The sequence below is a fragment of the Streptomyces sp. NBC_00513 genome (assembly GCF_041431415.1).
Classification (GTDB): domain Bacteria; phylum Actinomycetota; class Actinomycetes; order Streptomycetales; family Streptomycetaceae; genus Streptomyces.
The window spans coordinates 3,776,712-3,789,780 of sequence record NZ_CP107845.1 but is presented as its reverse complement, the minus strand read 5'-3'; the positions used below and the strand labels follow the sequence as shown (position 1 = coordinate 3,789,780).

Annotated in this window: 11 protein-coding genes and 1 pseudogene; 3 read left to right on the top strand and 9 right to left on the bottom strand. The window is 68.6% G+C overall.

Annotated elements, in window-relative coordinates; all coding sequences use genetic code 11:
* Nucleotides 1-47 precede the first annotated feature (47 nt).
* Nucleotides 48-695 carry a TetR/AcrR family transcriptional regulator gene (locus OHA84_RS17445; protein WP_266970888.1) on the bottom strand — a complete coding sequence of 216 codons (648 nt, stop codon included), beginning with the start codon at nt 693-695 and terminating at the stop codon, nt 48-50.
* A gap of 116 nt (nt 696-811) precedes the next feature.
* Between OHA84_RS17445 and OHA84_RS17440 the strand changes: the two genes are divergently transcribed.
* Nucleotides 812-1,333 carry a DUF5956 family protein gene (locus tag OHA84_RS17440; protein ID WP_053676931.1) on the top strand — a complete coding sequence of 174 codons (522 nt, stop codon included), beginning with the start codon at nt 812-814 and terminating at the stop codon, nt 1,331-1,333.
* A gap of 31 nt (nt 1,334-1,364) precedes the next feature.
* Here the strand turns inward: OHA84_RS17440 and OHA84_RS17435 are convergent, their stop codons facing one another.
* The 5 genes from OHA84_RS17435 to OHA84_RS17415 form a co-directional block, all read right to left on the bottom strand.
* The gene (locus OHA84_RS17435) at nt 1,365-2,474 is read right to left on the bottom strand and encodes a sulfite oxidase (protein WP_266970890.1); all 1,110 of its coding nucleotides are present in this window, start codon (nt 2,472-2,474) and stop codon (nt 1,365-1,367) included.
* Nucleotides 2,475-2,861: 387 nt separating this feature from the next.
* A complete protein-coding gene (locus OHA84_RS17430; protein WP_371591402.1) occupies nt 2,862-4,202 on the bottom strand; it encodes a sigma factor-like helix-turn-helix DNA-binding protein in 1,341 nt (446 codons plus the stop codon).
* A gap of 9 nt (nt 4,203-4,211) precedes the next feature.
* Entirely contained in the window at nt 4,212-4,811 is a 600-nt protein-coding gene (locus tag OHA84_RS17425) for a hypothetical protein (protein WP_266970894.1), read from the bottom strand.
* Nucleotides 4,808-6,472, bottom strand: a complete 1,665-nt coding sequence (locus OHA84_RS17420; protein WP_266970896.1) for a DEAD/DEAH box helicase family protein — start codon at nt 6,470-6,472, stop codon at nt 4,808-4,810. The genes OHA84_RS17425 and OHA84_RS17420 overlap by 4 nt, the downstream gene beginning before the upstream one ends.
* Nucleotides 6,469-8,814 (bottom strand): ATP-binding protein, encoded by a 2,346-nt coding sequence (locus tag OHA84_RS17415; protein WP_266970898.1) that lies wholly within the window; start codon nt 8,812-8,814, stop codon nt 6,469-6,471. Before OHA84_RS17415 ends, OHA84_RS17420 begins: the two co-directional genes overlap by 4 nt.
* 467 nt (nt 8,815-9,281) lie before the next feature.
* On the opposite strand from OHA84_RS17415, the gene OHA84_RS17410 reads away from it, so the two are divergent.
* On the top strand, nt 9,282-9,413 hold the full coding sequence (locus OHA84_RS17410; RefSeq protein WP_371591401.1) for a hypothetical protein: 132 nt from the start codon (nt 9,282-9,284) through the stop codon (nt 9,411-9,413).
* A gap of 7 nt (nt 9,414-9,420) precedes the next feature.
* On the opposite strand, the gene OHA84_RS17405 is transcribed toward OHA84_RS17410, so the two are convergent.
* Nucleotides 9,421-10,191: a very short patch repair endonuclease gene (locus OHA84_RS17405; protein WP_266970902.1), complete on the bottom strand. Its 771-nt coding sequence runs from the start codon at nt 10,189-10,191 to the stop codon at nt 9,421-9,423.
* Entirely contained in the window at nt 10,188-11,480 is a 1,293-nt protein-coding gene (locus OHA84_RS17400) for a DNA cytosine methyltransferase (RefSeq protein WP_266970904.1), read from the bottom strand. The genes OHA84_RS17405 and OHA84_RS17400 overlap by 4 nt, the downstream gene beginning before the upstream one ends.
* 178 nt (nt 11,481-11,658) lie before the next feature.
* On the opposite strand from OHA84_RS17400, the gene OHA84_RS17395 reads away from it, so the two are divergent.
* On the top strand, nt 11,659-12,369 hold the full coding sequence (locus OHA84_RS17395; RefSeq protein ID WP_266970906.1) for an Eco29kI family restriction endonuclease: 711 nt from the start codon (nt 11,659-11,661) through the stop codon (nt 12,367-12,369).
* 244 nt (nt 12,370-12,613) lie between these two features.
* Here OHA84_RS17395 and OHA84_RS17390 read toward each other — a convergent pair.
* Nucleotides 12,614-12,810, bottom strand: a pseudogene (locus tag OHA84_RS17390) (NUDIX hydrolase); the annotation flags it as partial.
* Between the last annotated feature and the right edge of the window lie 259 nt (nt 12,811-13,069).

Sequence of the window (13,069 nt, the reverse complement as noted above, 5' to 3'; positions counted from 1 at the left end):
GGCCCGAGCACGGCCGCCGAGCCGCCGCGCCCCTGGTCCGAGCCGTCTCAGAGCCCCCGCTCCACCATCGTGATCACGTCCTGGCCCGCGTCGTGGACCCGCTCCGGGGCGACCCCGCGCAGCGGGCCGTCGACCACCAGCGCGGCCAGGCCGTGCACCGCCGACCAGGCGAGGAACTCCGCGCCCGGGCGACGTTCGGCGGCCAGCACCCCGCAGTGCACGAGCCCGTCCAGGGCGGTGCCGAGCAGCTCGAAGGGAGTGAGCCCGCCCTCGCCGGCGGCCGTCGTGTCGACGGCGTGGACCATGTCGGCCGGGACGTGGAACGCCGTCCGGAACCAGCCCGGCTCGGTGACGGCGAAGCGGATGTACCCCGTCCCCACCGCCCGGAAGCGCGCCCGTGCCCCCGCCGCGGGATCGCCGGCCGTCGGGAGGGCGTCGATCTCGGCCTCCATCGCCCGCGCGACGTGCGCCATCGCGGCCTGCGAGACCGCGTGCACCAGCGCCCCCCGGTCGGCGAAGTGCCGGTACGCGGCGTTGGGCGAGACCCCGGCCCGCCGGGTGACCTCGCGCAGCGAGACCGCGTCGGGCCCGCCCTCGCGGGCCAGTTCCAGAGCCGCGTCGAGCAGGGCGCCGCGGAGGTTGCCGTGGCGGTAGGTGGTGCGCTTGCGCGGCGGTTCGGTGGCCGGTTGGGTCATGGGATCGTCGATTCCAAGATGTGGACAGCGTCTACTTACGGCCCACCCTACGCCCGGAGCCGCCGGCACCCCACAGGGTCACGCACATCCGCCACCCCGTCCGATAGCGTGCCCGCATGTCCTGGGACGAGACCGGATCACCCCACCCCCTCGCACTGCGCCGCACCGGACGCAGCGAACAGGAACCGGACCGACTGCCCGAGATCCGGGAACTGGAGACGCTCGGCTGGGAGCCCGCACCCGAGACCGCGACGTGGCTCTTCCTCCCCTACGTCTGGCCCCCGCGGGCCCGCACCTGGATCCCGGACCGAGGCACCCACTGGGCCGTCGAGAGCGAACTGGACGGCCACGGACACATCACGCGCGTGGAATGCGCCCCGCTCCCGGCCGAGGACCTGGACCTCCTCGACGCCGAATCAGTGGCCGGCCTCGCCGACCTCGGCCTGCCGCCCCGCCCCCGGGGCCGCCTGTGGCTGCTGCGCCCCGTCGGCCCCTTCGACACGGTCGACGCCGTCCTCGACCACCTCCACCGGCTGGCCGAGGACCGCTCGGTCGACACCCGCACCCGGGAGTTCGTCGCCCTGGTCCGCACGGAACTCGACGCCTACCCGGACGTCCACCCGGACCGGGAGCGCTGAATCCCCTCACCACCACCGGCGGTCGAACGGGTCACCCCTTGGGGGCACACACCACCGCCACCCGTTGGACCGCGTTGTTGCCGAAGCCGCCCCGGTTCCAGGCCTGTTCGAGCGGCTGCCGCCGCCCCTTCGCGTCAGTGGCCCGTACGACCAGGGTGTGTTCGCCCGGCCTCGCCTCCCACGCCCCGTGCCAGGCCTGCCAGGCGCAGCGCCCGCCGGCCGGCGCCGCCACCTCCACGTCGACCCAGGTCAGGCCCGCGTCGGCACTGAACTCCACCCGTACCACCGGCCCGTACCCCGACCAGGCCCGGCCCGCCAACGACACCGGCCCGGGCCGCACGACACGGGTACGGGACATGAAGTCGGGGAAGCCCGGCGGCGCCATCAGGGCACGCGGCTCGATCAGGGTCACGGGCTCCCCGGGCTCCTCGGGCGACTGCCGCAACCGGTAGGCCACGGACTGCTGAAACCCGGTGAACGGCACGTCGACCAGCGTGATCTCCGTCAGCCACTTCACATGGGCCATCCCGTACCAGCCGGGCACCACCAGTCGCAGCGGACACCCGTGCTGCGGCGGCAGCGGCCGCCCGTTCATCTCGTACGCGACCAACACGTCCGCGTCGATCGGCAGCGGCAGACTCCGCCGGTAGTCCTGCTCCACCCCGCGCTCGAACCCGTGGTCGGCGCCCGTGAACACCGCCTCCACCGCGTCCGGCTCCACGCCCGCCTCGGCGAGCAGCCCGCCCAGCGCCACCCCCGTCCAGTCGGCCGTCCCCACCGCCTCCACCAGCCAGGGCTGACTCACCGGCCTCGGCGACAACCGCGCCCGCCCGTTCCCGGCACACTCCATCGTCACCCGCCGCGTGACCGCCGGCCGGGCCCGCAGCTCGTCCAGCCCCCACTCCACCGCGTTCCGCACCCGCCCACCGACCCGCAACCGCCACCTGTCCACGTCGGCCGCGGGGATGTCGTAGTGCACCAGTACGTAGTGCAACCCGGCCGGCGTCACCTCGTAGCGCAGCGCCTCCAAGGGCAGACCGTGGTTGCGGGCGGCCAGCGCCAGCTCGTCCGCCCCGATCCCCTCCCCGACCGCGGCCACCCGACCCGGCCCACCGACACCCCCCGGGGATGCCGTCTCCATCCCTCCATGCTCCCCCGAATCCACCCGACGGGCCCGCCGACCGACCGGCACGGCCCCACCACAGGGGCCCCGAGACGCAGAAAGGGCCTGACCCGCGATGCGGATCAAGCCCTTGAACTGGTCTTACGAAGTTGGGGTGGCGGGATTTGAACCCACGACCTCTTCGTCCCGAACGAGGTCCACCCAAGATCCCCACCTGCGCGAACGACGTTTCCCCTGGTCAACGCCTTGGCCTCGAACGGTCTAGGGGAGTCTCAACGGGCTTCGGGGAGTAGATCGGCTCCCCGCTGGCTCCCACCCAGACAGCCCTCCCTTGACGTTGCGGAGCGAGGTGGCCATGGGTAAGCGGGCCCAGGGTGGGCCGAGAGCGCTGGTGCCGACACCACGTCAGAGGTTCACCGCATGCGGCGTGGCGGCCCGCGCCGGACAGGTTTCCGGTGCGCAGCCGTGGCCGACGCGCGCGGTGCCGCCGTCGAGGCGTAGGAGGACCGCGAGCACGCAACCATCGGCGACCCCGAGTTCGAGCGCGTGGCGCCGCAGGCTGGAGAGTTGGGCGCCACTGGTGCCGCGGCGAACGACGAGAGGTGAGTGGTTCCCGGGCATCGTGAACGTGCGGCTCATCGGTGCCCGGCGCAGCCCGAGCCGCCAGGTCAGCCAGGTGTGCACATTGACACCACTTCCGCGCAGGATGTCCCGGTTCACGAGGATCCGTACGCCGAGGACCTCTCCTTCGATGGCCATCGTCTCTGGTCGGGCCGGTTCCTCCTCCTCAAAGGGGCGGGCACCACGGGAGACTAGGTCGACGAGGCCGTCAGGGGTCTCACCAAGCTGGTCACTCAGCAAGCACTGCTTCAGGCGCCACTGCGTGACGGGGTACAGCTCCGCGACCGTGGCGAAGAGCCGTGTCACGGATAGGGGGCCCGACTCGGTTACCACCGCGACCATCGCCTCCACAGCGGTGGAGTACGTAGAGGCGCGCAGGTGCGTCCACTCAGTCAGGGCCCAGGTGCCTTCGGGCCGGATCTGCCGGAACCGGTCGTCACGACGCAGCGCCTCCCGCACGGCCGCGACGGTCGTCGCGGCCATCGGGGCGAGCAGGTCGTCGGCCCGGCACGGACGCCCGTTCTCCAGCAACGACAGGTACGCCGCGTCTCGCCCCCGCGCCTTACGGCGAACCCAGTGCCCGTCGGGACTCAAGACGAGCCGGGACTCGGAGTGGCTCAGGAGTCGCGCCAGAGGGAGGCCTGCTGGTAGTCCTGCGGCGAAGGCCTCCAGGGCGACGTCGTCGCCGCGGAAGGGCGCGGCTTCGACAAGGCGGCGTAGGGCGACCCTCAAGGCGCCGGGATCCGTGGTCCACCAGCCACGCAGGGGCCCTGCCCACGTCCTCGGCACGTCCAGCCCAGCTGCTGTCAGCAGCTCGTCCAGCAACACGTGGTCGACGAGCTCAAGCGCGGCGGCGAAGGCCCCTCGCGGGGTGGCCGGGCCTGCGCCCGTAGCCCGAGCCACATCCCGCCAACCGTCCTGGAAGAAGTCTGGCACCTCCGCGATCCGCCTCCGCGCCCCATTCTGGATCTGGCGCGCGCGTTCGCGGCTCAGCCCGAGCGCCGCTCCAACCTCGTCCAGAGTCCGCCCCTCAGACCGACCCGCGACGACGACCCTCTCCCGCTCGTCGAAAACCTCCTCCCACACCCTGCGCAGATGCCTGGCCATGGACCACTCGTCCCCCATCGGCTCCCCCTACATCTCGTTGAAATAGACGAACCGCACCCCGAGGAACTCCGCCATGCGCTGATGCCCCTCCTTCTTCTCGGGCGATACCGGAGCCCGGAACGGGTCGACGATGCAGACCGTCCACGGCCAGGCCCCACCAGTGGACCGGTCGAGGATGGCGGGCCACACGAGGTGCTTGAGGTTCGCCTCCGTGCCGGCCACGAAGTGCTGCTCCTCGTCCTCGGTACCGATCTCACGGATCCTCACGCGCATCGGCTTCTGCTGAGTGGTCTCCGGAATGACCTCCCAGTCGGGGCCGAACGTCGCCGCTACCATCTGTTCGAGCGTCGCGGCCGGCCGCGTCACGTACTTGGCGTACTTTCCTTCTCCGCGCCGCGCCCGCTCGTACTCCTTCATGGGGCAGTCCTTCAGCCACGGCCGGATGTTGGCCCGCTGCCCCACGAAGTCAAGAAGGCGGCCGCCGATCTCCGGGTCCTCCGTCCACTCGCGGTACAAGCGGGTGCGGTCCGCGTCCTGGAGGTGCGGCCAATGGGCTTCGTCGGCCTGGGAGTAGATCCGAGTGCACACGGCCCTCTCGACGGCAGCCGGGATCTTATAGTCGGTCACAGGATTCCTTTCGGTAGGGGGAATTGGAGGCGGACCTCGTCCGCCGCGGTCTCAAGGTCTGCGGCGTCCTGGATCCACATGTCCATCAGGGAGCCGACCGTCTCGTCCTGGAATTCGATCCGAGAGACGTGGGGCAATTCCAGGTGCTCGGACTCCTCGGCCTCCAGCGTCCGCCGCAGGTTCAGCACCGCTGCGGCGCGGCGGATGTCGGTCACGAAGTCGAGGACCTTCAGGGCCCTTTTGCCGGGGCTCAGCCGTAGGCCGCGGCCGAGCTGCTGCACAAAGATCCTGCGGCTGTGGGTGACGCGCAGGAAGGCGATCAGGTTCACGTCCGGAACGTCTACGCCCTCGTTGAACACGTCAACGCAGGTGATCACTGGGACACGGCCGAGGCGGAACTCGTTTAGCAAGACGTCGCGGTGACGCTTCGGCAGGCCGCTATGCAGGTGGGAGGCCCTAACCCACGCCGGGTCCGAGACAGCAAGGACTCCTGCCATGTGCTCGGCGTGCTCGATTGTCTGGCAGAACACGATGGCGCGGGGCTCGGCCGTCTCGCGCCAGGCCGCCCGCAGGTGCTCGACGATCTCCTCGTCCCGCTGGGGAAGGAACAGGCGCCGATTGAGGTCCTTGATGGAGTAACCGTGTCGGCTGATGTCCTGCACGGCATCCCAGTCGACGCCGTCCGCGTACAACTTGTAGTCGACAGCCGACAGGTAGCCCGCCGCCATGCCCTCGGCGATACCCATCTTGAAGCTCGGCTGACCGAAGCGGGCGGTGATATCGAACTTGTCGCCGCGCCAGGGCGTGGCGGTGACCCCGAATTGCCCCGTAGTCCCACACAGATCGAGGAGTTCCGCAAACCTGCCGGTCTCGGCCACGTGGTGGGTCTCGTCGATCATGATGAGGTCGGGCTCGTAGCCCGTACGTACGGCGGACAGCGCCGACTCGACAGTGGCGACGACGACGCCGTCGAGGGCCCGGGGCTTGTTCTCGCCGGTGAGGAGGCGGGTGGGCACGCTCTTCGGGATGTGCCGCCAAAGCGCCTTTTCTAGCTGACCGACCAGGTCGCGCATGTGCGCGACGACCAGGACACGCGCGTCTGGACGCGAGGCGAGGAGGTTGCCGATGACCTCGCCACCTACGACCGTCTTACCCAGCCCTGTCGCCAGGACCAACAGCGCCGTCCCTTCGGCGTCGAGGTCCCGTTCGATCGCGGCCACGGCCTGCTCCTGGTAGGGCCGCAGGGCATAGGGGGCTGGCACGCGGTCGGGCATCCTCTGGCCGATGGCGTCCAGAGTGGCCCCGTGCCAAAGGGTGATGTCGACGCCAATCCCCGCCAGCGCCTGACGCCTCGCCTCGGCCGACGCAGCGATGTTCGTATTGGTCACCAGGACGGCTTTGTCGGCGCGGTAGTGGGTGCGGGCGCGCTCAAGGTCGTCGACGCCCGCATGGTCGGCTGTGCCGTGCGCCTTCCACTTGCTCTGGAACACCCACTGCTCGCGGTCGCGGACCGCGAGCAGATCGGCGCCGTGGTCATGGGCTCCGTCGATGACACGGACATCCTGGAATCCCAGGTGCCACAGGGTCCGTTCAAGCGCCTTGGTCAGTCCCTCCGGGCCGCCCTCGCGGAGTTCGGTAGCCGTCAGGAACGCGGCGCTCATTCCTCCCCCGCAAGTTCGTCGCGCAGGAGGGCGATGCTCAGGCGGGCACGCCGCAGCTGTGGTGCGGTGGCCTCGCCTGTGAAGGTACCGAGCGTTGCGACGTCCGAGAGGCAGCCTGTGACCCGGGCCAGGCTCAGGGCCTTCCCGGACAGCGAGGACACCCCGGCGTACGGGCCACGGAAGACAGCACCGTCCATGAACGAAGCCGGCATCGCCTCGACGAGCCGGACCAGAGCCAGTGCGGGAACATGGTGGATGAACCCGGAGTCCAGGCCTGCACGGCCGACGAGACCAACCCGGCCGGCGGCGATCATCGCCTCCTCGGTCGCCGTCTCCTCCCCCTTGGAGAGGTGACCGTAGGCGGTGGTGTAGTCACCGCTCTGATCGAGGGCCTCGGCCACACGCTCGCGGATGTCCGCGAGGAGGTCGCGGGCCTCCGCGCCGACGGTGGTGCCGTCGAGTGCGCTGTCCTGCAGGGACTCGGCGCGGATCGCGGCGACGAGCTGGGACGGGCTCCAGTCGGAGCGAGCCCGTACCTTCAGCACGGCGGCCAGTTCGACCAGTAGTAGGTCGGCGTAGTCCGCTCCGAACCGTCGGAACGCGGTGTGCTCAGGGTCGGCGAGGGCGGTGAGCTCATTGCCGGACCGCTGATCGAGGAGTACCGGAACATGCAGCCCGTTGTCGTCGAGAAGCCGCTTGCCCGGCTTCAGCAGCAGGGTCCGTACCTTCACGTAGCCGAGCTCGGGGTGCCCGAACGATCGGCTCAGGTAGGCGTGCGGCAACGCCGCGTCCTCATAACGGGCCAGGCGCTCGCCACGGGTCTCCATCCTCTCCTCGATCGCCACGGCCGGGGCGGGCGCGGCGGAGACGACCTTGGGCCCGGTATCGGGCTGAGCCGCGCCGGAGGCGGGGATGTTGGCGGGCATGCCGAGGGCACCCAGGACGGCCTGCTCGTCAGGCTGGGCCGGCACGCTGGCCGCCGTCTTCGCCTGCTTGCCCTGGTTCTTGATCTCCTCGTGCCGCAGGACCGCCTGCCACCAGTGTTCGTCGGTCTGGAACTGGGAGACGCCTGCTTGGAACTTCCGGCCCCAGTCTCGGGTGTCCGCGTGGACAGGCTTGTTGCCGTCGCCGGGTACGAGGCAGCGCAGGCCCGCGTCGTTGCGGCGGAAGCCCTTGAACAGCAGGGCCAACGGGCTGTCGTTCTCCAGGTAGCCCGGAGCGCGCTTGGGCTGGAGTGGTGCCACACCTCGCAGCAACTCCACGGCGGCGAGCCAGCTGCGGTCCCCGTACTCGAAAGCGTCCTTCTGGTAGGTGACGGGGACGTGGTCGAGGTGGATCTCACCGATGAGACGACCGCCTTGGTGGGCGAGTTCGACCGGATACTCGGGCACTTCCTTGTCACCCTCGCGGCCCTCGGGGTTGTTCCAAGTGAAGAGCTGCTTGTCCCAGCGCAGGATCTTGCGGCCATTGCGCAGGAAGTCGATGCCGTACTCGGTCTTGTCGAGGTAACGCTGGACGCCAAGCCAGCCGTGGATCCGGCGCTCGCGCACGGTCAAGTTGCCGCTGCCGCAGACCGAGCAGACCTCGCCCGAACCAAGCTGCCACTCCCCACAGTCCCGGCAGGCGATCCCGTCCTGGAGTTTCTCCTCGATCGGGATGTAGGCGGGGATCCGCTCCTTGCCGTTGTAGATCACGTAGCGGTCGTCGCCCCAGCGGCAGTGACGGACGGGCTTGACCCGGGCCCCTCCGACGTAGAGCTCGAAGGGGTGCTCGGTGAGGATCCATGAGTACACCGAGCCCAGGATGTTGCGGAGCGAGGCGCCGTTGCGGCGCAGCCACTCAGCGCGCGTCGCGTGCAGGCGGTCGACGATGATCTTGGTGCCGTGCTGGGACGGGTCGCTCTTCGGCTCGATGATGTCCTTCGCCTCGAAGTCGTCCTTGATCTGGTCGAGGTCGATCTCGACGCCGATCCAGTCCGCGTCGCCCGCCTGGGTCGTCAGGATGCGGGTGCGCCGGCCGAGGCGGGCCGTCGAGATGTTGAAGCCCATGCCGAAGAGGCCGAGCTTGTCATGCATGTCGTTCCCGGACCAGCCCGCCCGTACCGCGCGCGCCAGGCGGTCCCGCGACATGCCCCGTCCGGTGTCTCGGACCTCCAGAACCCCCTTTGGGGACGACGGCAGGGTCACGCTGACGGTGAAGCCGTCGGGCCACTCCGCCCCCGAGCGGAGGATCTCGAGAAAGTCGTCGAAGGGGTTGTCGACGAGTTCGGCCACGCACTGCCACTCGTCGAAATCGATCTCGCCCAGCATGCTCAGCACGCGGGCGGAAGGGGTGATCTTCACTCCGGCGGGACCCTCCTGACGGATCGGGGCGCTGTCACGGCGGCCGCGGCGCGCGAGAGCACGGCGAAGCCACCCGACTCTCGTGAGTCGAGCATTCGATCTCCAGGGTAGGAGGTGCCACTGACAATCCGGCCGGAGTTTGCGAACCTCGGCGAATCATGTGGCCAGCGGGAGGGGGACGAACACGATAAACCATCGCAAACAGGGGTGATCCGCGAGTGGCTGACGGCGGGAGCAGCGCCTCCGCGGGTACCGGCCTGCTCGCGCACCAAATCCGCGACGCGTGCCGCCTGCAGTCCCAGGGACCTCGCGTTCTCTGAGCCGCAGGACGCCCCCGCCCTCCGTTCAAAGGGCTCCGCCGCGGGACTGCCACGACGGCTGCCGCACCACTCCTGCGGCATCCCGGGAGGATGATTCGAGGGCCCGCTGAGGCGACCGTGATGGAGGTAGGGATCATCGAGATCCCGATGGGTGTCTTGGTTGAGGCCGACCTGCACATCGGCGAGAAGTTGCTCGCGTTCAGCGACGGTGACGGCCGGATCACGCTACGGCGCACCACGGACGCGGTGGAGGACCTACTCCGTGACGGGACCCTGTAGCCCGCGGTTACTGACCGCGCACCACCGCGATGAGGCGCTGAGCGGCGGCTTCGGGGTCCTCGTGCTCCCAAATCCTGATGACCCTCCACCCAGCATCGGCGAGACGACGGTTCGTCTCCTCGTCCCGCGAGCGGTTGACCTCGATCTTGTCGCGCCAGAATTCAGAGTTCCGGGTCGCCGGCCTGTGATGTTCCGGGCACCCATGCCAAAAACAGCCATCCACGAACACCGCTACGCGGGCCTTTGTGAAAACAAGGTCCGCAGTACGGCGCAGGTCGGGCAGCGGTCGCGTGGACACGCGATACCTGAGCCCCTCGCGATGGATGAGGGAGCGGAGTCTGACCTCAGGCACGGTGTCTTTGCCCCGGTTGCCACGCATCGACGCACGAACCGCGTCCGATGAGGCCCACGAGCCCTTCGGCGCGGGGCGGGGACCCGCGAGCCCCTTCTCCACCGCTGCCTTCCATCCGGCGATGAGGTTCGCCGCTCTGGTGTCGTTGTCGACTTGCCCGAGGTACTTGGCTGGCGAACGGCCCTTGTCAGACCAACGCAAGTACGCGCGGATTCGCCGGGTGTTGGGCAATACCTTGAGTTCGACGGAGGCGAGCGCGTAGCGATCGTCATCCAGACGGACATAGCGCGCTTGGCGACCGCCCGCCGCGCGATCCTGCTCGGCCGCCAGGGCTTCTCGGCTTCGGCCGGCGCGCCCTTTCCAGGCGCGCGTCGACGGCGGTTGATCGTTCCAACCGCTCTGCTTACCGCGCCCCGTATCAGTCACGATCGGGATTCCACGTCGTCCAGCGCCGCATAGATGGCCTTGGCGAACACCTCTCCCAGGCCTACCGGCACGGCGTTGCCGAGCTGCCGCATCCTCTCCCCGCGTGGCCCCATCAGGTTCCACTTGTCGCCGAACGTCATGACACGGGCGGTCTCCCGGACGGTCATGTACCGATGGATGTAGTCCAGACGCCCGGTCTCCAGATTTCGCTCACGCTTGTCCAGGAGCATCACGGACTCCCCGCCCGGGACGCCGTGTACGCCGGCCTTCACGGTCTTCGCCGGGTAGTCCAGTACGTTCGGCGTGTGGCCCGCGTAGATCCTCGCCCCTGGCCACCCCACGTGGTCCGGGAAACCCTGCGGCGTCTTCTTGTCCAACTTCTTCAAGTCGATCGCAGGCAGACCGACCAGGGCGTCTCGCAGCGTCAGCCACGGAGCCAGGGAGTCCTCGCCATCGAGCTGGAGCTCTTCCTGCCGGTACAGGCGCTCGACACCGTCACGGACATGCTTCTCGACGGTCGGGTACCGATCCCAGTACGTGCGATCGCGGAAGGATCGGATCAAAGACCGCTTGGAGTGTGTCTCCTTGACCGCCGCTTCGAACTTCCCCTTATCCACACCAAGGTCGGCTCGAAAGGCTACGAGAATGACGCGATTCCGAATCTGGGGCACCCCGTAATCGGCGGCGTTCACAGGGAACTCGAGAACCTCGTACTGCTGCGCCGGATCCGTGTCCTTCGCCTTCAACCGGTCCTTCAGTCGGTTGTCATGCTCCTGCCATGTCGTGTCAGCGCGCTCGACGAAGGGCAACTCCAGCTCTCGCTTGATGTACTGGAAATAAAGTTCGAAAGACGGACGTAGCAAGCCGCGGACGTTCTCACAGAGGACCACCTTCGGCCTGATCTCCCGCACAGCCCGGAACATCTCGGGGAACATGTTCCGCTCGTCCTCATCCCCCTTGGCGATGCCACCGAGGCTGAACGGCTGACATGGCGGACCGCCAGCCAGGAGATCGACCTCCCGCTCTCCCAGATAGGTCATGTTCAGCTTGCGAACATCGCCCATGACTAGCGGCGTCTTGTGCTTGTCGGTCTTCTCCTCCCCGCCCTTGAGCTCCTCGGGCACGGGAGGGGACGAACCCTCCGGGTAGGCCGCGAAGTCGTTCGCCTTCAACGTCTCGCACGCCCACTTGGCGTACTCATTCACAAGGAGGTGGCGGAAGCCGGCGTTGGTGCCAGCCTGCACCAACCCACCGCCCCCAGCGAACAGTTCGACCGACGTCCGTGCCATGTTTCACGCTCCTAGCAGATCAGTACGGTGAAAACCATACCGCGGAGCAGGCGATCATGATGCCACTTTGGCGAAATTCCTCATCGTGAGGCGACTAAAGTCCCGTCGATGACCCACGCCTCCCCGACCACTGCGGGTACAGGCCAGGGGGGTGCGAGCCAGCAAAGGAGCCCGTCCCGTGACGGAGACCAGCGAGCACGATCGTCGGGATCCGTCCGCGGGACCCGGACGCGACTCCATCTATGACCCGCTACGGCGCGAGAATCTCGGGCGGAGTGTGCTCTGGGCCTTGGTTTCATCGAAGCCAGTGCCCCTCGGCCACATCCCCAACTTCCGCGGCTCCGGCATCTACGCCATCTACTACGCCGGACCCTGCAAGCTGTACACGCGAATCTCCTCCGCCAAGTGCGACATACCCATCTACGTGGGCAAAGCCGACCCAGAGGGGAGCCGGAAGGGCCAGAACGTGGGCGCGGCCTGGGAAGGCACCAAACTGCGAGACCGGCTCAGGCAGCACGGCCGCAAGATCGACAAGGCTCTGGACCTCGATCTCAGCGACTTCTCCGCGCGATACCTCCCCGCCGACGATCTCTTCACGCCCATGGCCGAGCGACTGATGATCAGCGACCTTCAGCCCGTCTGGAACGTGGTACTGGAAGGGTTCGGAGTCAACCGACAGGGGTCAGGACGCGAGGACAGGCAGCTTCGGCCTAAGTGGCATGAGGTGCATCCCGGTATCGATTGGGCGGATGGTATGCCCGCGCAGCCCGGGGGGCCGAAGCCTCTGCGAGCAGCGATAGCCGCCCACTTGGAGCTCCATGGCACGGCTCCTTCCGCCTCCGACGGCGAGCCAGGTCAACCCGGCCTAACAGATCTCAGCCCGATCTGACGGTACAGAGCTCACCCCTCGCACGGCCATGGACCTGATCTGCCCGCACACGGTCGTACGGAGCTCAGGTCTGCTGGTTCGGGGAAGTCCAGGTCAGCCCAGGTTCGAGTGAGCGCGTCGGGCCCGGCGAAGCCCCAGCCCGCGCCGACCCCTACGGGGCTCATAGTCTCGTAGGGCGGGTGGAGGCGGCGCTGGTGGCTCAGCCGAGGTAGGGGTATGTGCCGGCGAGTTAGTCGCCGATCTGCTAGCGCATGCTGGCGTGGATGTCGTACTGGTCGAGGTCGGTGGGCTGGACGAAGCGGACGCCGTCTGCCTCGTCGTTGATCGTGGGCTCGCCGCCGACGGGTCGGCCGAGGTAGGTGTTCTCGTACTGCTGGCGGATCTCACCGTCGGTGTACGCCACGATGTGGCGGGGGTTGGTGTGAGAACGCCGAGGAAACCTGCTGTCCTCCCCCACCCACGCGTAGATGGCCTCGCGGATCGATTCCGTCACGCCATGCCTCGGTACCAGCCGAAGGCGAGCCCCATCCGGCAATAGGCCCGCGTCGACGAGGATGTGCACGGCGTTGCGGGCGCGCGAGCGCTCCTCCAGTTTCTGGGTTGCGGCCTTGGCCTCAATACGGGCCGGAGCGAGCGTGAACTCCTCGACCTCCGGGGTGGGATAGACCTTGGTGAAACCGGCGACGAGCTGCCCTTGGAC